This window comes from Allocoleopsis franciscana PCC 7113, from assembly GCF_000317515.1.
Taxonomy (GTDB): Bacteria; Cyanobacteriota; Cyanobacteriia; order Cyanobacteriales; family Coleofasciculaceae; genus Allocoleopsis; species Allocoleopsis franciscana.
On the sequence record NC_019738.1, the window covers coordinates 6,039,159 to 6,063,765 of the forward strand.

At 47.1% G+C, this 24,607-nt stretch carries 14 protein-coding genes; 8 read left to right on the plus strand and 6 right to left on the minus strand.

Translation table 11 applies throughout. The features are described 5' to 3' along the window. The first annotated feature begins 181 nt into the window (after window positions 1-181). A complete protein-coding gene (locus MIC7113_RS24740; RefSeq protein ID WP_015184938.1) occupies window positions 182-952 on the plus strand; it encodes a hypothetical protein in 771 nt (256 codons plus the stop codon). Window positions 953-1,087: 135 nt separating this feature from the next. Next, on the plus strand, window positions 1,088-5,515 hold the full coding sequence (locus tag MIC7113_RS24745; RefSeq protein WP_015184939.1) for a two-partner secretion domain-containing protein: 4,428 nt from the start codon (window positions 1,088-1,090) through the stop codon (window positions 5,513-5,515). Window positions 5,516-5,588: 73 nt separating this feature from the next. Here MIC7113_RS24745 and tftA read toward each other — a convergent pair whose 3' ends face one another. Beyond that, a complete protein-coding gene (gene tftA / locus MIC7113_RS24750) occupies window positions 5,589-6,944 on the minus strand; it encodes a hormogonium tapered terminus morphoprotein TftA (RefSeq protein ID WP_015184940.1) in 1,356 nt (451 codons plus the stop codon). A gap of 260 nt (window positions 6,945-7,204) precedes the next feature. On the opposite strand from tftA, the gene MIC7113_RS24755 reads away from it, so the two are divergent. Both MIC7113_RS24755 and dnaG read left to right on the plus strand, forming a co-directional pair. Continuing rightward, window positions 7,205-12,523, plus strand: coding sequence for a CHAT domain-containing protein (locus MIC7113_RS24755; protein WP_015184941.1), 5,319 nt, complete (start codon window positions 7,205-7,207; stop codon window positions 12,521-12,523). Window positions 12,524-12,591: 68 nt separating this feature from the next. After that, window positions 12,592-14,529: a DNA primase gene (dnaG, locus tag MIC7113_RS24760; protein WP_015184942.1), complete on the plus strand. Its 1,938-nt coding sequence runs from the start codon at window positions 12,592-12,594 to the stop codon at window positions 14,527-14,529. A gap of 144 nt (window positions 14,530-14,673) precedes the next feature. Here dnaG and MIC7113_RS24765 read toward each other — a convergent pair whose 3' ends face one another. Continuing rightward, window positions 14,674-15,183 carry a pentapeptide repeat-containing protein gene (locus MIC7113_RS24765; protein ID WP_015184943.1) on the minus strand — a complete coding sequence of 170 codons (510 nt, stop codon included), beginning with the start codon at window positions 15,181-15,183 and terminating at the stop codon, window positions 14,674-14,676. Window positions 15,184-15,268: 85 nt separating this feature from the next. On the opposite strand from MIC7113_RS24765, the gene MIC7113_RS24770 reads away from it, so the two are divergent. Beyond that, on the plus strand, window positions 15,269-15,916 hold the full coding sequence (locus MIC7113_RS24770) for a YraN family protein (RefSeq protein ID WP_015184944.1): 648 nt from the start codon (window positions 15,269-15,271) through the stop codon (window positions 15,914-15,916). A 128-nt stretch (window positions 15,917-16,044) separates the two neighbouring features. Here MIC7113_RS24770 and MIC7113_RS24775 read toward each other — a convergent pair whose 3' ends face one another. Then, window positions 16,045-16,434, minus strand: coding sequence for a hypothetical protein (locus MIC7113_RS24775; RefSeq protein ID WP_015184945.1), 390 nt, complete (start codon window positions 16,432-16,434; stop codon window positions 16,045-16,047). Between the two features lie 224 nt (window positions 16,435-16,658). Between MIC7113_RS24775 and queA the strand changes: the two genes are divergently transcribed. Together queA and MIC7113_RS38445 are read left to right on the plus strand one after the other, a co-directional pair. Beyond that, window positions 16,659-17,843 (plus strand): tRNA preQ1(34) S-adenosylmethionine ribosyltransferase-isomerase QueA, encoded by a 1,185-nt coding sequence (gene queA, locus MIC7113_RS24780; RefSeq protein WP_041781249.1) that lies wholly within the window; start codon window positions 16,659-16,661, stop codon window positions 17,841-17,843. A gap of 98 nt (window positions 17,844-17,941) precedes the next feature. Next, window positions 17,942-19,396, plus strand: coding sequence for a tetratricopeptide repeat protein (locus tag MIC7113_RS38445; protein ID WP_015184947.1), 1,455 nt, complete (start codon window positions 17,942-17,944; stop codon window positions 19,394-19,396). Here MIC7113_RS38445 and MIC7113_RS24790 read toward each other — a convergent pair. Both MIC7113_RS24790 and MIC7113_RS24795 read right to left on the minus strand, forming a co-directional pair. Next, the gene (locus tag MIC7113_RS24790; RefSeq protein WP_015184948.1) at window positions 19,385-20,080 is read right to left on the minus strand and encodes a potassium channel family protein; all 696 of its coding nucleotides are present in this window, start codon (window positions 20,078-20,080) and stop codon (window positions 19,385-19,387) included. The two genes, MIC7113_RS38445 and MIC7113_RS24790, sit on opposite strands and share 12 nt — an antisense overlap. Window positions 20,081-20,203: 123 nt before the next feature. Then, the gene (locus tag MIC7113_RS24795; RefSeq protein ID WP_015184949.1) at window positions 20,204-21,538 is read right to left on the minus strand and encodes a TrkH family potassium uptake protein; all 1,335 of its coding nucleotides are present in this window, start codon (window positions 21,536-21,538) and stop codon (window positions 20,204-20,206) included. Between the two features lie 165 nt (window positions 21,539-21,703). Here MIC7113_RS24795 and MIC7113_RS24800 point away from each other — a divergent pair, with 165 nt between their 5' ends. Next, window positions 21,704-22,573 carry a methyltransferase domain-containing protein gene (locus MIC7113_RS24800; RefSeq protein WP_015184950.1) on the plus strand — a complete coding sequence of 290 codons (870 nt, stop codon included), beginning with the start codon at window positions 21,704-21,706 and terminating at the stop codon, window positions 22,571-22,573. A 159-nt stretch (window positions 22,574-22,732) separates the two neighbouring features. Here the strand turns inward: MIC7113_RS24800 and MIC7113_RS24805 are convergent, their stop codons facing one another. Then, a complete protein-coding gene (locus tag MIC7113_RS24805) occupies window positions 22,733-24,031 on the minus strand; it encodes a P-loop NTPase fold protein (RefSeq protein WP_015184951.1) in 1,299 nt (432 codons plus the stop codon). Window positions 24,032-24,607 lie beyond the last annotated feature (576 nt).

The window sequence follows — 24,607 nt, forward strand, 5'->3', positions numbered from 1 at the left end:
CAAGCTGGGCTGTTGTTGTGACAATTTGAAAAATGTCCACTCCCCAGGGAAGGGCAAAGGTGGTTTTGGACGATATTGACCAAACTCCGGTGTGAGACTCTAACAACCAGCACAACTTGACATACTATCGCTATCACAGTTCGTCAGGATAATGCTATGTTTTCTATTGAGACTGACCCAAATGTACTACAACTTTATCGGTTTCAGTTTCGGACTTGGCGTTCTAGTTTTGTTGGCGTTTGGGGTGCTGCAATGGTTGCATGTACCAGCGGGTAGCTTTATCGATTGGGTGATTGCGATCGCAATTTTCGAGTGGCTGCTGGTGATTGTCACGGTGCCGTGGAATATACATTTTGATGCCAAAGCGGTGTTGGATGAGGCGGCGGCGTCTGCACAAAAAGAGATTAAGGTCGATCAGAAGCAGGTCGAGTATGCCAAGGTAGTCGCCAAGCGATCGCTTATTGTTGCTATTACCCTGCATTTACTTTCAGCCGCCGGACTTTATACCCTTGCCGCTACGGGTATTAGTGTAGTGGGTTATATCAGTTCCGGTGCTGCGTTGCTCCTTACCATTCTGCGTCCAGCGATACGAACTTATGAATATCTCGCCACTCGCTTAGCGATGATTCGGCAGGAATTGACGTATCCCAGAGAAGATATTTGGGAACTGCGAAACCGCTTTACTATTCTAGAAGAAACTGTTAAGCGCATCGAAGAGCAACTCGATCCAGAAGAACCTTACTCTTGGGTAGCTACGAATCAACATTTTCAGGGAGAGACTCGCAAAGAGTTAGCTCAGCTAGCGACATCGATTGAACAGTTACGAGCCACCAACGAAGCTCAACACGAGCGTCTTTCGAGAGAAGCCCAAAATGCGATCGCGCAGCTAACCACAGATGGGCAATTTCTTGACCATGTTCGCGAAATTATCCGCTTTTTCAAGACGGCTTAGATTGTAGTTAGTAGTTATTCTTGAATTTTAGTAACAACTGTTGTTTGTAGCCACGCTTTAGCGCTAACGTGATCTACGAGTTAAAAGGGTGCTGAAAACTTTGATTCGCTAGTTTTCTACTATTCAGGGGAACAGATGAAAAAGGTTAGCTTAGCACTTGCTGTCTTTGACTGGGTTGCTGCGATCGCTTCTGGCGCTGTGCTTTGCACAGTCGCACATCAGCCACTGTACGCACAAACCATTACTCCAGCTTCTGATGGCACGGGTACGGAAGTTATTCCTAATGGCAATGGCTTTGACATCGACAAGGGTTCCCGTTCCTCAGATGGTGCCAATCTTTTCCATAGTTTCCAGCAATTTAGGTTAGATGCTGGGCAAGTGGCTAACTTTGTTTCGTCTCCTGAAATTCGCAATATCTTGGGGCGGGTTGTTGGGGGGAATCCTTCGATAATCGATGGTTTAATTCAGGTGACTGGAGGCAATTCTAATTTATTTTTAATGAACCCCGCAGGGATTGTTTTTGGAGCGAATGCCTCGCTGAATGTGCCTGCTGCGTTTACGGCGACAACGGCTACAAGGATTGGTATTGGTGAAAATAATTGGTTCAATACTTTTAGTAGTAATAACTATAATTTGTTAATTGGAACTCCCAGCCAGTTTGCATTTGATATCGCTCAACCTGGAGTAATTACTAATGCAGGTTCTCTGGTAGTGCAAGAAGGGCAGAGTTTAACTTTAGTGGGCGGTAGTGTAACGAACACGGGTGAAATTATAGCACCCTTGGGCGATATTACTATTGCTGCTGTGCCAGGTGAAAACTTGGTGAAAATTAGTCAAACTGGACATGTGTTGAGTTTGGAGATTTCACCCGACACCACCGCAGATGGACAGGTATTGCCGATTCAGCCACAAGATTTACCTGCAATGCTAACAGGGAATAGTGGTCATGTCCTTAACCAAGGGCAAGTATTAACGAATAGCAGTACAAACAATGGCGGCGATATTAGTATTGCCGGTCGAGTGGTGGAGAATCGCGGTGAAATTGCTGCCAATGGTAGCCATGGTGGTAGTGTTCGGATCAACACCATAAATTTACTCGATAGTGGTGCTATTCGTGCCAATGGAACGACGGGAAATGGTGGGGAAATTGGGGTTAATTACACGGGTACGGTAATTCAGACAGCAACAGCCCAGACTGAGGCGAAGGGTAATACTCAGGGAGGAGCGATTGTATTTAATGGCACAGTTAATTCAGTTCTAACGACTTCTGGAACCTTGGATGTGACAGGAGAAGTAGGGGGTTCTGTGCATTTATTTGGGCAAGATTTGCGGTTGTTTGCTACCAAGATAGATGCCACTGGAAACAGTGGCGGTGGAGAGATATTAATTGGCGGGGACTATCAGGGGCAAACGCAAGGAACAATTAATGCCCAAAATACATTTGTCAATCATGCCAGTATTTTCTCCGCAGATGCTTTAACGAATGGAAATGCTGGGATGGTGGTTGTGTGGTCAGACCAAAAGACCAGTTTTTATGGCAATATCACAGCAAGAGGAGGCAGTCTGGCTGGGAATGGCGGCTTGATGGAAGTTTCTAGTAAGAATGAACTGGTGTTTGGTGGTATGGCGAATGCTAGTGCTGCCAACGGACAGGCAGGACAATTGCTGCTTGACCCTAAAAATATCACGATTGATGACAGTGTGAGTAGCAGTTCTTTTCAACTGCTTGACCCGAATCCGTCTGCTGGCAATGGATTTGGTTCGAGAACTGCGGTGTTGAGTAATGGCAACATTGTTGTGTCTTCGGTTGGTGATGACTTAATGGCTCAAAATGCGGGTGCGGTTTATTTGTTCAATCCCAACACGGGAGCACTGCTAGGGAGTATCAATGGTGCTAATGCTGGTGACTTGTTTGGCTTCCGTGCTATTATCGCCTTGCCTAACGGTAACTATGTCTTTGCTAACCCCGATGCAGATATTGAGGGGATTGTTGATGCTGGAACCGTAATTTTAGCCAATGGGAACACAGGAACAGAAATTAATCGTATTTCTGGTACTAATACTAACGACCGTTTTGGCATCAGAGTTGATAATCTAGTACCAGTCTTTTCGGATAAACTACGTGAGATAGACTCGGTTGTTGCATTACCCGATGGTAATTATGTCTTTGGTAGCTCACTTGCAGACATTGGTGGGGTTGTTGATGCTGGAACCGTGATTTTAGCCAATGGGAGTACAGGAACAGAAATTAATCGTATTTCTGGTACTAATGCTAATGATCGCTTTGGTAGTGGTGCTATTACCGCCTTACCCAATAACAACTATGTCTTTGGCAATCCTTTGGCAGACATTGGTGGGGTTGTTAATGCCGGCACCGTGATCTTAGCTAATGGCACCACAGGAGTAGAAATTAATCGCATTTCTGGTGCTTTTGCGAATGACCGTTTTGGCGGCAGCACAAACCCTTTTTACTCAGAACTTGGCAGTGCCATTACGGCCTTGCCCAATGGTAACTTTGTTTTTGGCAATCCTTTGGCAGACATTGGTGGGGTTGTTAATGCCGGAACCGTGATCTTAGCCAATGGTACTACAGGAGCAGAAATTAGCCGTATTTCTGGTATTAATGGTGGCGACAGTTTTGGCAATGGTGCCATTACGGCTTTGCCCAATGGCAACTATGTCTTTGGCAATCCCTATGCTAATAACTTCGCTGGAACGGTGATCTTAGCCAATGGCATGGCAGGGGCAGAAATCAGCCGCATTTCAGGTATTAATACTGGCATCCTGACTGATGGTGATTTTGTTGGCTTCGGTGCCATTATCGCTTTACCTAACGGCAACTATGTCTTTGCCAACCCACTTGCCAACATTAACGGAATTGTTGATGCCGGAACAGTTATTTTAGCCAACGGCACCACGGGAGCAGAAATCAGCCGTATTTCCGGTACTAATGCTAGCGACCAATTTGGCGGTGGTCAACTTGACGTTAGCGATTTCTTTCCTACCATTACTGCTTTACCTAACGGCAACTACGTTTTTGGCAGTCCATTTGCCAACATTAACGGGATTGTTGAGGCCGGAACAGTCATTTTAGCTAACGGCACCACGGGAGCAGAAATCAGCCGCATTTCGGGTACCAATGCGAATGACTATTTCGGTCCTCCTACTTTTACTACCGCTTTACCCAACGGCAACTATGTTTTTACCAACCGATTTGCCAACATTAACGGAGTTGTTGATGCAGGAACGGTAATTTTAGCCAATGGCACCACGGGAGCAGAAATGACGCGCATTTCGGGTACCAATCCTAACGAAAATTTTGGCAGTGGTGGCACCATTGCCTTGAATAATGGTAACTATCTCATCGCTAGTCCATCTGCTGGTTTGGGTGGACGAGTTGATATTGTCGTCGCTAACCCTAACTCCCTCACCTACAATTATTTTCCCGACCAGAACATCACCATTAATCCCCAACTAATTACCCAAATTACCGACACAGGCACAGCCGTTACCTTGCAAGCCAACAATGACATTACTGTCAACAGCGCTATCACTACCAACAATCCCAATGGTAATGGTGGCGACCTCACCTTCCAAGCAGGGCGCAGTATTTTCGTCAATGCCAACATCACCACAGATAATGGCGATTTAACCCTAATTGCCAATGACACTGCCGCTAATGGTGTAGTCAATGCCTATCGTGACCCCGGAACGGCTGTGATTAATATCGCCCCTGAAGTAACCCTCAACTCCGGCACGGGCAATACTACCCTTCAACTCAATACAGGCGAAGATTTAACCAACAACAGCAGCGGCACGATCACAACAGGCGACATCACCACCACAGGCGGCAAAATCACGATCAATGCCACCAACGGCATTACCACAGGTAACCTCAACTCCCATTCATCTGAAGCAGATGGCGGCGATATCACCCTCAACACCACTAACGGCAATATTCAAGTTACAACCATAGATGCTCAAGGTGGGACATCTGACACGGGGGGGAAGGTGGATATTACAACTCCCAACTTCTTCCAGGCAACAGGCACATTCACCGACCAAAACGGCACAACTGCCAGCATTTCCACGGCGGGAGGTGCTGGGGGAGGTACAATGATTATCCGTCATGGAGGAAACGGCATCACACCCTTTATTGTGGGCAATGCCGAGACGAACGGCACAGCGGGTGCAATGACCACGGGCAATGCAGCACCAGAACAAACCATTTCACCCACCGCCTCGTTTCTCAATACCCACACCCAAGACGGGATTCAAATCATTTCTGTCCCCGGACAAACTTTACCCCCACCCAATCCCTCAGCAGGGTCAAATCCCATTTCAGATTCCAGCACAAACTCACAATTGTCACTGGGTTATTTCATTGCAGATTTACTAGGGGCAGATACGATTGTTAACCAAGACCCAGAATTAGGAGACGAAAAGAATACTTGTATGAGTGTGATGCAAACATCCAGACTCTTACCCTGCGACGAGTCCAACTTGTCATATTGTGAGCTTTGGAGAATGGTTAACTGTAAGGATTTAGAAGAGAAGTCATAGACATCTGGGAAGCGGAGATGGAGTAAGGGGGATAGTGGAAAAATTCCTCACCTTCACCCCCGAACCCGATCGCTCAAAGCAATCCGGCTGACTCATAGAGACGCTTCAGGACTGCCATAATGCGCTCGCCATATTGCAAATCCGCCGACCAACGTCCACTCAACTGACTGACTAAAGGCGCAATTCCACGAGTCACAAAGCTAAATCGGGGACTGACCGGTTCTTGTACCAACGGCTCTAAACTGGCATAAGCTTTCAGTTGTTGCACATGAGCGCGAACACCGAGTCGGGCACTAGGGAAGGTTGCCCCCTCTGTTCCTCCACCCACAGCCCCTAAACCGCCAAAGTTATTTTGACTGGGCTTGATGTCGTTGCCAAAGCGGAGGTAGTTGGTTTCTACACACATTTGACTAAAAGCAATGTCATAGTTGACTCCCTCAATTGTGGCCTCTTCTCGATACAGTTTGGGTAAGTCGGGAAACTGAGTTAAAGCATTCTCATTGTTGGCTTTGAGAAACATCATCAACTGCACTTCCGAGGTATTGCCATGCCCCATAATTCGGTCAATTTGACCAGGGCAGATGGTTAAAATTGAGCGCAAAATTACAGTGCGTGATGAATTATCCCAACTAACAGAAATGTGAAAGTCTCGGAGTTCAATGGCCTTCACATACACCACGTTCCGATATTGAACACGCAGAACCTCCGGATTATTGGCTAAATTAATCCCCAGCCGATCCACCAAGTCAATGGGGATATAGGCATTATTGTTGATTAAAATACCCTGTTCAGGGTAGGTTTGATTATTGATCTTGATATTGATGGGGAGGTAAGTTGGATTTGTGCTACCTCCTGGTTGAGTGCCAGACACCTCACGACTCCAAGCTGCCAATCCATCGGCAATCCCCAGTGCTACGTCACGGCGTCGATTCTGTAATAAAGACCGATCATCTGGGTTACTGAGAAATCCAACTTCCAGCAAGATGGAGGGGAGAATCGTATCGCGGGAGAAGGCAATCCGTCCGATGCCTGTAGCTGTGTCAGGTTTTGCGCCTCGGTTAGGGAGTTGAGGCAGACGTCGCACTAAAGCGAGGAGTAACAACTCTGCATGTTTCTTGCGCTCGGTATTATTGGCAATATAAAAAGCCGTCGTTCCTCGGACATCGGGATTGGAAAAGGAATCAGCATGAATTTCCAGCGCCACATCGCCGGGACGACTCCTAGCATTAATCCATTGGATAGTTTGGCTGGCACTCAAGTCATCAGGGACAGAGAGAACTTCAAACCCTCGCGATCGCAATTCGGGCACCACCAAGTCACGGAGTAAAATCATCTCTGTGGCTTCATTGGTGCTGCCCACAATCGACCCATAGTCGCGACCACCTTGTTCCGTACCACCGTGACCGGCAGAAATAAATATGCGTCCCATCTTTTCGCTTTTTCCTCGGCGCTTTGCTTAGCACTCGCTGTCACTCATTTAGGATACGGATTTCGCTGCCTAACCGCTAGCCCTATTCCCGCTCAACCTCAAGCGCTCTAATTGGTAAACGGCATACAAAATAATTTACATGCATAAGTTGAAGAGTGTGAGATATAGGCTTTCGATGTAGATAATTGCGATCGCTCCCCTTCGGGTTCATCACCCTTTAGCGCTACCTCTAGCCAATCCCACTACTCTAATTGAGATTGATGCATCTTCAGAAAATTGGTCTATTGCTTGTCCCTGTGTTTGCCTTCGGTGTTTCAACCTCTGTGCCTGTCAATTTGCCAGCATTATTAACGACACCAAAGGCTGTAGCACAAGCCCCCAATGACCCAAAATTAAACCAAAATCCTGCCACTAAACCTTCTGCTTCAGGCAGCTTTATTGATTACTTCGCACAGGAAACTCAACTCAAAGGGCATGAAGGGAGTGTCAACAGCGCGAGTTTTAGCCCGGATGGCAAGTTGATTGTCACGGCAGGAACTGATGGTACTGCCCGTGTGTGGGATATTTCCGGCAAGCAAGTAGGGGAATTGCGAGGACATTCGGCGAGTGTCAGGAGTGCCAGTTTTAGTCCCGATGGACAGCGCATTGTCACGGCATCCTTTGACGGGACTGCCCGCGTGTGGGATTTGTCAGGCAAACAGTTAGTGGAACTGACTGGGTATCAGGGTAATGTTTATAGTGCCAGTTTTAGTCCGGATGGAGGGCAGATTGTTACCGCAGGTGCTGATAAAACGGTTCGCGTGTGGGATGCTTCGGGCAAGCTTTTGGTGGAAATCAAAGGACATTCAGGTAGTGTCTACAGTGCGAGTTTTAGTCCTGATGGCAAGCGAATAGTTACGGCATCTGCTGATAAAACCGCCCGTGTCTGGGATTTATCTGGCAAGCCGTTGGCGGAACTTACTGGGCATACTGATACCGTTTGGAGTGCCAGCTTTAGTCCGGATGGACAGTGGATTGTTACGGCATCGGATGATAAAACTGCCCGTATCTGGGATTTGTCTGGTAAGCCGTTAGCGGAACTGAAAGGGCATAAGGATAGTGTACTGAATGCTAGTTTTAGCGCGGATGGAAAGCGGATTGTTACCGCATCTGTTGATAAAACTGCCCTGATTTGGGATTCTCAAGGGGAATGGGTAGGTAAGCTTGAAGGGCATGAAGGCGGTGTTAACAGTGCAAGTTTTAGCGCTAATGAAAAGTGGATTGTCACCGCGTCTAATGATGGCACTGCCCGTGTATGGGATACAGAAAGTAAGTTATTTACTGAACTGCAAGGGCATAATGAGGACGTCAACAGTGCGAGTTTTAGCCTGGATGGGCAAATGGTTGTAACATCCAGTGGCACTACCCGTATATGGGACTTATCCGGCAAGCGGATAGTCGAACTCAAAGGGTATGCGGGTCGTGTGTACCTTGGAAGTTTTAGCCCGGATAGACAGCTAATAGTCGCTGTATCTGATGACAAAACTGCCCGTGTGTGGGACTTATCCGGCAAGTTGCTAGCAGAACTGAAAGGGCATCAGGATGAGGTAACAAGTGTCAGTTTTAGTCCCGATGGGAAGCGCATTCTCACTACATCCAAGGACAAAACTGGTCGAATTTGGGATACTTCTGGAAAGCTGTTAGTCGAGCTAAAAGGACATCAGGGCGAAGTCACTAGTGCCAGTTTTAGCCCGAATGGAAAGCTAATTGTCACTGCATCCTATGATACAACTGCCCGACTATGGGATTCTTCTGGTCAACAGCTAGCTATTCTGGCACACCATAACATAGTCACTAGCGCCAATTTTAGTCTAGATGGAAAGCTAATTGTCACTGCATCAGGTGACAAAACTGCCCGTGTCTGGAATTTGTCTGGCAAACTGCTAGTAGAACTTCAAGGGCACTCTGATATGGTCAACAGTGCCAATTTTAGTCTAGATGGAAAGCGGATTGTCACTGCATCAGGTGACAAAACTGCCCGTGTCTGGGATTTGTCTGGTAAGCTGCTAGTCGAGCTAAAAGGGCATGAACTAATGGTCAACAGCGCCAGTTTTAGCCCCGATGGAAAGCATATTGTCACCACATCCAATGACGCAACAGCCCGCGTGTGGGATATTTCTGGCAAACTACTGGCTGTTTTAGAACATAAAGGCTCTGTCTTTAGTGCCAGTTTTAGCCCCGATGGACAGCGCATTGTTACCGCATCCATTGACGTATCAGCCCGTGTTTGGGATATTTCTGGCAAATTGCTAGACTCACCTCGCTTGTCTGAAACCCCTTCTTCTGATGAAACCCTTAGTCCCCCATCTTCTTCTAATAAGGTTGACTCTAGCCCAGATCAGCCACTGGACATTACTGTCTTTAGTGCCAGGTTTAGCCCCGACGGACAGCGCATTGTTACCGCATCTAATGACAAAACCGCCCGTGTATGGGATAGTTCTGGCAAACTGCTAGCTGTTTTAAAACATGATGTCGGTGTCACCAGCGCTAGCTTTAGTCCAGATGGGCAGCGCATTGTCACCATGTCCTTCGATGATGCTCGTCTGTGGGATGCTTCTGGTAAATTGCTAGCTAAACTTACATGGGAATGGGATCGGCAAGAATTGCGATCGCAAACAGAGAGCGCCAGTTTTAGTCCAGATGGAAAGTTAATTGTCACTGCCTCTCTGGAAAACGTCATTTTGTGGGATAGTTCGGGTAAGAGGCTCGTTGAGCTAAAAGGGCATAATGACTGGGTCTACAATGCGAGTTTTAGCCCCGATGGGAAGCGTATTATCACCGCCTCTTCGGATCGTACAGCTAATATCTGGGATACTTCGGGCAACTTACTGGCAGAACTTAGAGGGCATAAGGGCTATGTCACTAGTGGCAGTTTTAGTCCGGATGGAAAGCTAATTGTCACCGCATCCTCAGACAACACAGCCCGTGTGTGGGATACTTCCGGGAAGCTGCTAGCCGAGCTAAAAGGACATCAGGGCAAAGTCAATAGTGCCAGTTTTAGCCCGAACGGAAAGCGTATTGTCACCGCCTCCTCGGATCGTACAGTCCGTATCTGGGATACTTCGGGCAAGCTAATAGCAGAACTCGGAGGGCATTTCGGTGAAGTCAGTAGTGCCAGTTTTAGCCCGGATGGGCAACGTATTGTCGCCAACTCATATTTAGCCAGTATATGGGATACTTCGGGCAAGCTGCTAGTCGAACTAAGGGGTCATCGGAGTGCTGCCTTCAGTGCCAGTTTTAGTCCAGACGGACAGCGAATTGTTACTGCATCTGATGATGGAACGGCTCGTGTATGGGACACCAATGGCAAATTGCTATCCACTTTAGAGTTAGCTGAACCCCCTTCTTCACCAAAAGCAGAAGCTGACAGACTGGCGAAGCAGGAATTTCCACCACCAAATTGTGCCCAAGCATTTGAACCCTGGCAAAAAGCACTCAAAATCTATCAAGAAATTGGCGATCGCGAAAGTGAGGCTAATATTCTGGAGAAACTAGGAAACGCTTACTATTGTCTGAGTGATTATACTAATGCCATAAATTCTTACTCCCTAGCTTTAACCATAGCCCAGAAATTTAACTACCCACAAATCCAAGCTCAAAATCTCTCCAATCTAGGGAATATCTATAACTCCTTAGCCAATTATGACAAAGCCATCGATTCTTACAATCAAGCCTTAAAAATACTTCAGCAGCAGAAAGATTCCCAACTCAAAGCAGAGATTTTTCGTCGTCGTGGAGCTAGTAAAAACTATCAAGGCAAATCTAACGAAGCCATTAATGACTACTTACAAGCCTTAGTCATTGACAAAGCCGTTAAAAATTACTTTGGCGTAGCAATAGACCAACTATATTTAGCCAATATTTATCATTCATTGGGTGACTACAACAAAGCAATTCAATATTACAAAGAAGCATTAGCCTTTAGTCGTAGTGAAGCACTTGGAGGTTTGGGAAATGTTTATCTGTCCCTTGGGGATAGCGATAAGGCAATTGATTTACATCGGCAGAGCTTAATTGTAGCACAGCAAAAAAAAGACCACGAAGGTGAAGCCAATGCTTTAAACAATCTAGCTAATGCTCTGCGTCAAGCTGGCAATCTCCCAGAAGCCGAACAACACCTACGCAGAGCCATTGAAATTTGGGAAAATCTGCGAACTAAATTGGATGATGCCAATAAAGTATCCATCTTTGAAAAGCAAGGTCGGACTTACCGCTTACTACAAGAAGTTTTGATTGCTCAGAATAAACCTAATGAAGCCCTAGAAATTGCCGAACGAGGAAGGGCGCGTGCTTTTGTGGAATTACTCGCCAAGCGAATATCCCCTAACCAAAACGAGCAACCTAGTATTACTCCACCTAATATCGAAAAGATTAAACAAATTGCCAAAGAACAAAACGCGACTCTCGTTGAATATTCGATTATTACCCATACATTCAACGTTCAAGGGAAAGAACAAACCAAAGAATCAGAACTCTACATTTGGGTCATCAAACCCACAGGAGAAATAACCTTTCGTCGCAGCGACCTAAAACCCCTGTGGCAGAAAGAGAATACAACGCTTGTAGATTTAGTTACTAGCAGTCGTGATGCTATAGGTGTCAGAGGTCTTGGTGTTACTCCATGGATCGATGCACCGAAAGTACAAGACCAATTAAAGCGTTTGCATGAATTATTAGTCAAACCTATTTCTGACTTATTGCCCACACAAGAGAGCGACAAAGTAATTTTCATCCCGCAAAGTTCGTTGTTCCTCGTTCCTTTCCCAGCTTTGCAAGATGAAAGTGGCAAATACCTAATAGAAAACCACACTATCCTTACCGCACCATCAATTCAGGTTTTAGAACTTACACGCCAGCAACGCCAACAAGTAGCAACGCGAGGCAACAATGCGCTAGTCGTGGGTAATCCGACGATGCCCAAGGTTGCGCCTGCAATTGGGGAACCACCGCAACAATTAGCACCCTTACCCGGTGCAGAAGCAGAAGCAAAAGCGATCGCACCTCTATTAAACACCCAACCACTAATCGGTAATCAAGCGACAGAAACTGCGATTTTACCATTACTGCCCAAAGCCCGAATTATCCATCTAGCAACCCATGGAATACTCGATGATATCCAAGGATTAAAAAGTGCTATTGCCCTTGCCCCTTCATCTATGACACCCCCCCTTACCAAGGGGGGGACAGGGGGGGTAGAGGAGAGTGATGGATTACTCACTGCAGAAGAACTCCTCAACCTCAAACTCAATGCAGAATTAGTCGTGTTGAGTGCTTGCGACACGGGACGAGGCAAAATTACAGGGGATGGCGTGATTGGCTTATCGCGTTCCTTTATTAGTGCAGGTGTCCCCAGCGTAATCGTCTCATTGTGGTCGGTTCCCGATGCACCAACAGCATTTTTAATGACGGAATTTTACCAAAATCTCCAGAAAAACCCCGATAAAGCCCAAGCCTTGCGACAAGCCATGCTGACTACCCTCAAGCAACACCCTGACCCCAGAGATTGGGCGGCTTTTACTCTGATTGGTGAGGCTCAGTAGTGTTGGCTCAACAGTATTCTATAGAGTTACGCTTAGAGATACTCTGATCGACCTCACTAACCGACAAAGTGGAAATCCCCCGCCTGCATCCCGACACCATTGACGACGTTAAACAACGGGCTGACATTTATGATGTTGTCTCAGATCATGTTGTCTTACGCAAGCGCGGAAAGGACTATGTTGGGTTATGCCCCTTCCATGATGAGAAGACGCCCAGTTTCAGCGTCAGTCCCAGTAAGCAGATGTACTACTGTTTTGGCTGCAATGCGGGTGGAAATGCGGTTAAGTTCTTGATGGAAGTGGGTAAACGTTCCTTCAGTGACGTTATCCTCGATTTGGCACGGCGCTATCAGGTACCCGTGAAAACCCTGGAACCCGAACAACGGGAGTCATTACAGCGTCAGTTGTCCCTGCGCGAGCAACTTTATGAGATTCTGGCGTTAGCCACCGCATTCTATCAACATGCTCTGCGGCAACCACAAGGACAGGCGGCACTAGAGTACTTGAAATCTGAGCGGCGTCTTTGTGAGGAGACGATTCAGCAGTTTCAGCTAGGGTATGCACCCGGTGGTTGGGAAACCCTCTACAAGTACCTGGTGGAGCAAAAAGGCAAACCTGTGCACCTGGTGGAACAAGCGGGATTAATTGCACCCCGCAAAGAGGATAGAGGTTATTATGACCGTTTTCGCGATCGCCTAATGATTCCCATCCACGATACTCAAGGGCGAATCATTGGTTTTGGGGGCAGAACCCTAAAAGATGAGCAACCGAAATATCTTAACTCCCCAGATACCCCACTCTTTGATAAAGGCAAAACCCTATTTGCTTTAGATAAAGCCCGTGATGCGATTAGCAAGCAAGACAAAGCCGTGGTTGTCGAAGGATATTTTGATGCGATCGCACTTCATGCGGCTGGCATTACCAATGTGGTTGCCTCACTGGGTACCGCCCTAAGTGAACAGCAAGTCAAGCTACTCCTACGTTACACCGAATCCAAGCAGATTATCCTCAATTTCGATGCGGATAAAGCGGGGACTCAGGCTTCATTGCGGGCGATCGAAGAAATTGCCGATCTGGCTTATAAAGGTCAAGTCCAGCTACGAGTTCTAAACCTGCCGGGAGGGAAAGACGCTGATGAATTTCTCTCCCATTTCCCCAATGCAGCTGAACAATATCGGAATCTCCTATCAACTGCCCCACTGTGGCTTGATTGGCAGATTGACCAACTCCTAAGCGGTAAAAACCTCAATGACGCCTCTCAGTTTCAGCAACTTGCCCAAGAAATGGTGAAGTTACTGAGTCGAATTGATAATGATGACACCCGTGCCTATTATGTCCGTAACTGCGGAGAAATCCTCAGTCAAGGTGATGCTCGACTCGTACCTCTGCGAGTCGAGTATCTATTTGCTCATATTAAGAGAAAATGGCGGAATCACAACAAGGAAAATAATTCTCTTCCACCATTAAACGATTCTTCGGAGCGCAACCTTTTAGAGCAAGCCGAAGCCTTACTTTTACGAATTTACTTGCATCGGCCCGAATATCGGCAGACAATCATCGATACCTTAGAAGCTCAAGATTTACTCTTTAGTCTCTCTCCTCACCGATTTTTATGGCAGCAAATTTTAGAACTGCAATCACTAGTGGTTCCGGTGTCCCCTCAGACATCTGATCCGCTGATCTCGCTGTTGCAAGAACGCAGTATGGAATTCCCTGAACAGATGCGTAGAGTCGCCCATCTATTCCATCTCGATGAGAAAAGACAAGAGGACATCGTCCGTACTCCCCTGTTAATTCAAGCTGCGACAGCCTCTTTAGAAAGGGTGACCTGTGAAAAGCATCGGCGTTACTGTCTGGAACAGTGGCAGAAGCTGAATCCCGCAACTGAACCAGAACGATGGAAATACTACTCTCAAGAATTCTATAAGGTAGACCAACGGATTAAGGAACTTGACCAGCTACGTCAGTTCAACATCTCCGACATTATCAAAAACAGCTTCAGTTAATATCAGGTCTGAAGTCGAGAACTACACTATCCGGGGTTTGTAGTGAGGACTTTAGTCCTTTCGGAGTGGGCGCTGAAGCTCTCACTACAAACATACTTTTATTAAGCCTAATCAGCCGGACATCATAATAAGCCGAAGCCAAGACTAATCGCAAAACAAAGTATCACGAGTGCTGCGTCCAGTTGTGGGGTTAGTCCCACTGGCAACATGACACAGTTGTTTTTGCACATCCTGGCGGAACAAAACCTCTGTAAAATCAGCCCCTTCAATCGTTGCCCCATCAAACTTGGTATTAAAGGCAAATGCGCCCTCAAGCACCGCATTCTTTAAACTCGCCCTGGTTAAACGTGCCGTGTCTAAGGTGGCATTGCGGAGATTGGCACCTTCAAAGTTGGCAGATTCCAGATTAGCGCTAAAGAAACTTACGCCCTCTAAATTAGAATGACTAAAGTTACTGCTGCGGAGATTGGCTTTAGTAAAGCTCGAATCCGTCAGGTCACGGTCAGAAAAATCTGCACCAATTAAAATTTCTTTGTTGTAATCTAAGGCTAGAGCAGGCGTCGCGCTCACTCCGAACATCCACGTACCAGCCAGCAAGAAGACCACTAGACTTAAAACCAGAGCTGGAATAGGCAGACTGTGCCGACGAATCATACAGGTTTGAGCCACTGAAAAACTTTAAGAGTTGGCGAACAATGTCTATGAATCACCATATTTATCTTACCAGCAAGGGGCATCTGTGAGCTTGGAGTCTGACCCCATCTCAACCCCTCCCAACTCAACTCCTAATGTGGGGGAATTAGGAGAACAGCTCGTGGCACAGTGGTTAAAGACCCAAAATTGGCTAATCTTACATCACCGTTGGCGTTGTCGCTGGGGAGAGATCGATTTAATTGCCCAACAAGTTGATCGAGTGTGTGAACCCCAGCATTCCTTACCCAACTTGGAAACTCACCAACCCCCCATTTGTGTGCAAACAACATCCGGAAGCATTCACACAGCCTCATCATTGGCATTTGTCGAGGTCAAAACTCGTTCTTCAGGAAACTGGGATGCGGATGGACGGTTGGCGATTACGCGGCAAAAGCAAGCTAAACTTTGGCAAACAGCCCAACTCTTTCTGGCAGAACATCCGGATTTGGCACATCTTCCCTGTCGCTTTGATGTTGCCCTCGTCAGTTACCAGAGGATTTCCCAACGTTCACGTCGCGCTAGCCAAGGGTCTGTTTCACCGCATTCCACCGATTCCCCTTCCTTACCCGTAGCGATTGACAAAGGAAACAGCAGACAAGTTGCATCCATTCAGCTAGGTCAACCCCTATGCAGAGCAGGATATCGGTTAATCTTGCAAGACTATATCCCATCAGCTTTCGATGGTCTGGACTAAACAGTCATTATCCTAACAAGAACAACTTCCGCAGATGACATTCATGAGGCATCAGACAGTTCATCTGCGTCTTATGGAAATGTTCTTAGAGAGCCACTGATTCGGATTCACGAAACTCAACCCTCAAATTAGGCTAATGTTTCTGGGCAGTATCCTAACCCCATCGTAAATTGCTGACGAAACGCTTCAATATCGCTCCGGTCAGGATTACCATGAGAAACAACAGCAACTTGATAGCGACGCATCACGTCGATGGGCGATTGTCCTGTCTCCAAGCTCCAAAGAGCCATTTGTAAACGAATCTCAGGGTCGTAGGGAATCCCTAATTCGTTCATGAATGACCGGAAATTTCCATGCTGGTGCGGAGTGAGGGGGCCGTTCATCTTAACCTTGATCACCCAGCCGTCAATCTGATGAATCACCGTCATAGATTGAATGGGTAGCTGGTGCATCGAGTTCAGATACTCAACCACTCGTAGTGTCAGGCTGGCGTTAGCCAAAAAGTAGAGGTAATCCATAATATTTCTTGGCTTAAAACTTCAAGGAGGTCTATACCTTTAATTGTTGCAAGAGCTACGTAAGACGGGTAGGGGCAATGCCCCCGATATGGGATAGGGGACTTTACCCAATTTTGTGTCTTGTTAAGGAATCTCCTCTCAGTAAAATAACGGTTGACAGATTTGTTCAAAACACTAAACCTATGGATGATGCTCAGTCTCAACCCTCTGATGTCTCGAATAAGATGGCGGCTTTTCTCCAGCGCGACACCGTCACTAACACGCGGCTGAGCCAGAGTCACCCGATAGATGGATTGCTTTCTAGTTATGACTATATGCTGCCCCAGGAGCGGATTGCCCAAACCCCTCTCCCCGAAAGAGATGGTTCGCGCCTGTTAGTTGTGGATTCGCCCACTCACCACACTCATGGCATTTTCCGCGATTTACCGAAGTTGTTACGCCCCGGCGATTTGTTGGTGCTAAATAATACACGGGTGATACCGGCTCGACTCTATGGTTATAAATCGACCGGAGCACCCGTGGAGGTATTGCTGTTGGAAGAGCGATCGGATAACTGTTGGTTAGCACTCGTTAAACCGGGCAGGCGTCTCAAACCGGGGGCTAAGATTTTTTTTGAACCGCAGCCACCTGGAACACCCTCCCCCACCACTCCCCCATTGGGTAATGGGGGAACTCCCCCACTCCCCCTTTTGAGTGCGACGGTTCTAGCCAGAGATGAAGCAACCAGTGGGCGTCTGTTGCAGTTTGATCTTCCCCCTGAGGACTCCTTGGCAGCGCTTTTGGTGCAATATGGTCAGGTGCCACTTCCCCCCTATATTACGGACACCCAAGCCCTACCGGAACAGTATCAGACCGTTTATGCTCAAGTTCCGGGGGCAATTGCGGCTCCCACGGCTGGATTACACTTTACGCCAGAGTTACTCGCACAATGTCGGCAACAGGGTATCCAGCAGGCATCTGTCACCCTACATGTCGGTATCGGCACGTTTCGCCCCGTGGAAGTGGAGGATATTACCCATCACGCCATGCATGGAGAGTGGTTAGAAGTCCCCCAGTCCACTGTAGAGATGATTCGGGAGACGAAAGCATCGGGAGGACGGGTGATTGCTGTCGGAACAACCGTGGTGAGAGCACTAGAAGGAGCGGCAGCGAGTGGGGAATTGCAGCCTTTTGCGGGTAAGACGGAGTTGTTCATCTATCCGGGATATCAGTGGCGCGTGGTGGATGGGTTGATTACCAATTTCCACTTGCCCCGCTCTAGTTTGTTGATGTTAGTGAGTGCCTTGATTGGGCGTCAGCGTTTGTTGGCGTTGTACCAAGAGGCGATCGCTCAGAACTATCGCTTCTATTCCTTTGGGGATGCCATGCTGATTTTGCCAGACGCCAGAGAACCGAAAATGATATGCTAATACCTTTCTTAGCCATGCTGGCTTTGTATCGAAGCGATTAAAATCTGGGTAAACACTGATACTCAAAGCTAGTAGCCACCGGGGACGGTTTTCTACCTATGTTCAAACACTACAAACAGATCCCGTTACTTGCCGCCACCCTGATCAGTTTCGGGTTGACAAGTGCCAGTCCTGCCTTCGCTCAGCGGATCGAAGGTTTGTACAGTGAGAATCTTGAGGCCGCTTCTTCCTTTCAAGTGGGATTAACCCTGTATAATCGCAGCGACTTTGAAGGGGCAGAACAGGCGTTGCGGAGAGCGCTGCAATTTGACCCGTTTATTCCCATGGCGCATTATTTGTTGGGAAATTCTCTGTTCCAGCAAGGGAAAACGGATCTGGCTACGGATCAGTACCGCCGTGCCCTTGCTCTTGACCCCAATATGGCAGAGGCTTACTATAACCTAGGCTTGACGATGTATCGACAAGGGAACGTGAGCGAAGCCATTAGCCAGTATCAAAAAGCGCTTTCGCTCAAGCCGAATCTCCCCGAAGCTCGATATAACATGGCTTTGGCGTTAGAGTCTCAAGGTCGGACTCAAGAGGCGCTCGCCGAGTATAATCAAGCGATCGCGCTCAACCCCGATAATGTAGGTGCGCCTTATAATATGGGGTTGCTTTATGTCAGGCAAAATCAAATCGAACCCGCCATTGCCGCCTTCCAACAAGCGGTGAAGCTCAATCCTGACTTAATTGAGGGGCACTATCAATTGGGGATTCTGCAAGCTCGACAAGGTCGGTGGAAGGAAGCTGAAGAGTCGTTGAGGACAGTTTCCAAGCTAGACCCCAAATTTGTTCAGGCTCAGTACCAATTGGGTATGGTGTTGTCAGAGCGGGGAGATTTTGAGGGAGCTGGCGATCGCTTTGCCTGGGTAGCCAACCTCGAACCCAATAATGTCGATGTCCATCGACGCCTAGGGGCAGCACGGCTCAAAACCCGTCAGTACGATCAAGCCGTTACCGCTCTCCAGACTGCCGTGCGCCTAGAACCCAACGACGCCATGTCACGTTACAACTTGGGAGTCGGGCTACAGCAACTCAAGCAATATCCAGAAGCGCTGGTGCAATACCAACAGGCGATTCTGCTCAACCCCAACATGCCTGATGCCTTTTTTAACTTAGGCGTCACCCTAGAACAGTCTCAACGGCGAGATGAAGCGATGTCGTTTCTGCTCCAAGCCAAGAGCTTATACTCGTTCCAAGGGAATTTGCCGAAGGTAGACGAAATTGACCAGTATATGCAGAAGCTAGCGGCACAACCAACAGTCCCCTCTGTGACTCAGCCGCTCCAAGGCCCAACCATGATTCCCCCAAGACCTATAACGCCACCCCCTACAGCGGCACCTCAACCGCCTAGTTCACCTCGCCTGATTCCTTTTACACAACCGCCGACAGGGGCACCTCAAAAGCCTAATTCATCTCCCCCAACTCCTTTAACGCCATCCCCTAAAGTGGCACCTCAACAGCCTAATTTGCCTCGCCTTGTTCCATTTAATCAGGAGCGGTTAAATCGGTAGGCGGTCAATGTCTTCGTTCGAGCCAATGATCACCATCGCTAAACCTTTATGTAGGCGCTTGTGAGGGTCGGGGTTAATTTCAAACTGATCGTTCTGTCCAATCGCCAGTAGATTCACGCCATAGCGGTTACGGAGTTCCAGTTCCGTGACCGTTTTGCCATGGAATTCTTCCGGCACCAACACTTCCACAATACTATTATTAGGATCGAGATCGAAGCGTTCTAGGATGGACGGTTTCGTCAACAATCTTGCCAAGGCACAACCCGCCTCATATTCTGGGAAAACCACATGATCGGCTCCCACCCGCTGCAACAGTTTACCGTGAACCTCTGAAGAAGCTTTGGCAACCACATAAGGCACACCGGCTTCTTTAACATTCAGCGTAGTAACAATACTTTCTTGCAAAAAGTTACCAATTGCAATAATCACTGTATCAAATTCAAAAATCCCCGCTTCTTTCAGCGCCAGTGGTTCGGTGGAGTCCAACTGCACGGCATGGGCTACAATTTGGTCACTCAAGACTTGAGCAACCAGTTTTTCATCAACATCTGTGCCCAGTACTTCATAGCCTAATCGGTGTAGTGAGGCGCAAACAGCCCGACCAAAGCGCCCTAATCCAATCACGGCAAATTGTTTATTGTCTCGGCGTAGATTGCGAAAGAACCTGAAAGATGACAGATTCACATTATTTTCCTTTATCGTGTCTAGGTGTAGCTCAATGTCGGCCTCCGAATCAACCGACTCAAGCTTGAAATAAGCTTCTTTTCATTAATCTCAAGACTAGCAAGAGATTGGTTCTTTTCATAATTATCCTACCAATAAATTTTCTTCTGGATACTGTATGCGGCTAGGACGGGGGTCGCCCAAAAGTGCCGTCATCAACAGTAAAACTCCCACCCGTCCGATGTACATAGTAGCAATTAAAACCAGCTTTGCTCCCGCTGAGAGACCGGCAGTAATACCTGTGGAAAGACCTACTGTGCAAAACCCTGATACAACCTCAAATAAGATGCGGATAAACTCTACGTTTGGATCGGTGAGGGTAATTAACATGGTTGATATTATCACAGTTGTAGCTGAACCGAGTAAGACACCCACCGCTTTTAAAACGAGATTGATGGCTACCTGCCGTTCATAAAGATGGACTTCTTCTTTCCCTTGTAAAATCGACCTCGTGCAACTCGTCAAAACTCGTAATGTTGTGGTTTTGATGCCACCCGCCGTTCCACCGGGACTACCTCCAATAAACATTAATCCAATCGTGAGAAATAAAGCGGCTGTCGTCATCTTACTGTAATCTACAGAATTAAAGCCAGCCGTTCTGGGTACGACAGATTGAAACCACGCCGCTAGTAATTGGTCTTTAAAATTTAGAGAACCTAAGGTTTGTGGATTATTTAATTCGGTCAAAAAAATAGCAATTGTCCCAACAATTAAAAGTATTAAGGTTGTACTGGTAACCACTTTAAAATTCAAGGAAAAGTTAATGCGCTTAGGTTCTTTCCGAAAGCGATCGCGTACCCCTAAGTAGGTTTCAATAATCACCTGATAGCCAATCCCGCCAAAAATAATAAGTGACGTAATAACCAAGTTAACAGTTACCGAGGATTTATAGCCTATTAAATTATCACTAAATAGGCTAAAGCCAGCATTATTCCAGGCACTAACACTATGAAAAATGGACAACCAAAGTCCATAGTCTAACCCATACTTTGGCGCAAATACAGGTAAAAGCAGAAAAATACCCGTAATTTCAAAAATAATTATAGTGGCAATGATAGAGCGGATGAGTTGAGCGCTATCTTGGAGACCCGGTCGAGACAGTTCTTCTTGAATTGCCCTTTTATGCCTCAATTCAAACCGATAACCCACCAGGAGGATGAGAAAGGTGGTTGTGGTCATGTAGCCCAACCCTCCCATTTGGATCAGTATGAGGATAAATAGCTGACCCCAGAAAGAAAAATACGTGCCGGTATCAACAACAATATGACCCGTGACACAGACCGCAGAGGTCGTTGTGAACAGCGCAACCAGTGGATCGTTCCATGTCCCAGCGCTGGTAGAAATCGGTAGCATCAGTAAAAATGTGCCTACGGTAATCACTGCAAGAAATCCGAGGCAAATGGTGCGCGAAATGGTCATGGAGAGTTTGACTTAAAAATCCTTTTTGCAGCTTACTCCTAAACCAAGGACTTTAGAATAGCAGGACAAGAGGAAATAAATGAAATGAAATCTGCCCTGTACTTTTGATGGAGCAGGAGTTTGTCTGCTAGGCTAATTCCGGTCTACTCATCAGCACGACAATTCATGAGTTCTACTCTCAAGAGCCAAATTCAACAATTTTATGACGCCTCGTCCGGTTTGTGGGAACAAGTATGGGGCGAACACATGCACCACGGCTACTACGGCCCTACTGGCAAAGAGAAAAAAGAACGGCGTCAGGCACAAATTGACCTGATTGAGGAAATGCTCAACTGGGCAGAGGTAAGCAACTTAGGGACAACCCCAAAACCTTGTCCAAAAATTCTCGATGTCGGTTGTGGCATCGGCGGCAGTTCCCTTTACCTAGCACAAAAGTTTAATACTCAAGCTACAGGGATTACTTTAAGTCCAGTGCAAGCATCAAGAGCAACCCAACGAGCACAAGAAGCGGGGTTAGGGACAGAGGTTCAGTTCCAAGTTGCCGATGCCCTAGAGATGCCCTTCGCCGATCACTCGTTTGATTTAGTTTGGTCGATGGAAAGCGGCGAACACATGCCGGATAAGGAAAAATTTCTCCAAGAGTGTTACCGAGTACTCAAACCAGGCGGAACTTTCCTGATGGCAACGTGGTGTCATCGCCCCATAACGCCCGCAACGGGAGAGTTAACGGCGGATGAAAAGCGGCATTTAGAGGAAATATACCGAGTTTACTGCTTGCCGTATGTCATTTCGCTGCCGGAGTATGAAGCGATCGCCCAAAGTCTCCCTCTGCAAAACATTCGTACCGCTGATTGGTCGGATGCCGTTGCACCCTTTTGGGATATCGTAATTAATTCAGCATTTGACCCTAAAGTGATTGTCGGCTTGTTTCAAAGCGGTTGGAGCACGATACAGGCTGCATTATCCTTAGGATTGATGAGCCGGGGCTACCGAAGTGGATTGATTCGGTTTGGGTTACTGTGTGGCAATAAGTAATCCCATAGCTATAGCAAAAGGCAGGAGGCAGAAGGCTTTTTACTGGTACGTGGTCGTTTACAGCCGTTCAATCTGTCCTAAGCTTTATGGCGACAGCTATAGATGAGAAAACTAGAAATTTCTTTCTTTGCTCCCCCACTCTCCCCCTCTCCCTAATTTTTAGAGTTTTTTCGGGGCGATCGCCTGGAATTGTTCTGCCTCTAACAAAAGCGGATTAATATCATACCAGCGTCCTCGGTCGTCTTCGTATTCCAAAACAAACCGCGATCGCCGTAAAATTTCATCTGCTGCTTCTTCCGTCAAACGATGCTCTTTCGCCACGCGCACAAGCAACTCCCATTCGTGATTATCGACGGCAAAAGCCAAGCTATTGCGACTTTCTCGAATCACGGCTTCCACAGAAGTTCGTGATAAAGGTAGTTCTCCTTCTTCCAGACATCGATAAAGCATCTCTTGCAACGTCCCCACATTTCCGCCACTAATGCGGCACAGTCGGTCTAGGGTTTCTGGAGAGTCAAAAACGTCTGTAATCCTCTTGAGGCGTTCCTCTGGCTGAAGTTTGGGAAAAGCTCGAACTAAAACCATCTGCCGTAGGAGTCCCATCCCCTGCTCACAGTCACGACCATCCCGGTGCTGTACGGGAATCATGGGTAGTAGGATGGGGGTCACACCAAAGCGCTGCTGGAGAACAACATATTCCTCCGAGAAAACCAATCCCAGAGGAAATGTATAGACTACATGGCAGCTAAGTTCACGTAGCTGCGCCGCTTGCTCAATAAAGAGGTTTTCGTATTGGTGGCATCCCCAGACGTTGCGGGGACTGTCTAAGCGGTCTAAGCCATCTATAATCACGACTAAGCCCTTTTTGCCCTGGCTTTGAAGCTGTTCGATCGCAGGTGCCAACAATTTTTCATTGATGGCTGCCACAAGCGTATAGTTACAGCTTGCCAAAATATGCCGGAGGTACTTGCGAAGCTTGACACTACTTTTCAGGACAGGGATTAACTTACCCAGTCCTAAGGAGGTTGGGGAAATTTCTGGTAACTCTGAGAGGGCACTGAGTAGATCAGTAGAGAATGTTTCTGAGATATTGATGTTCAAGGCTTCCAAGCTTTGAATGATGCGCTGGGCGATCACCATCATCAGAATCTCAATATCTAAATCTGCCAAATCCACATCGTCCTTGGCATCGAAATAAACGACATGAAATAATTCCTGTTCTAGTTCTGTCTTGAGCTGAAGTAACTCTACCGTTTTGCCAGTGCCGATGTAACCCGTAAATAACTGGCAAGTTGCCATCACTAAGGGGGCACACCGAATTTTTTCTTTCATCGCTCCCATGACTCTCAGACCCCGTACAGGTGAGTAATTGAGTTGATAGGGTTGATGATTATCACTATCACTCAAAATCTGACTAGGGTTACAGGCTTTGTAAAACCGATGGATATCTTGAGTCATGGTTTAGTTGGAAGTCCAGGAAGATCAAAGGACGGTTCCCTTATACACGAGTTCTTCGTCCCTTTCCGGTCAACTGGTCTCACTAATTGCCAATCGAGGATTTATGGGAGCATCCCAAAAGCGCACATTAAAAAAACGGTGAGGAAAGTTTCTCTCTAAAGGCTCCCCGACTCCCCCGACTTCCCCGTCCTCGCATGATCTCCGGCTCAGCTTCTTAACGGAATCTCCCTTGGAAAACCATTGGAAATTCCAATTCTAAAATCACCGGATTTCCTTGCTTCCCATCTGGCTCTATTTTATAGTGCAATAAATAGAAATACAGCACTATTAATACGTACTAAGCAGGGGTAAAGGCATGTCAGTTACACCGATCAAGGACTCTTTCAAAAAACAAGGGCAAAAAAGGCATCCCTCGGAGGTTCAAGAGGTTGCCAAACGTCTGGATAGCCATCTGGAAAAGAGTTGAACGATTGAAGGGGTTGCTTATCCTCAGCGCCCCGGAGAAATTAAACTGCCTATCAGAAAGAGTTGATTTTTGCAAAAATAATTACAACCGACCTTTACCCAACAGGCAAG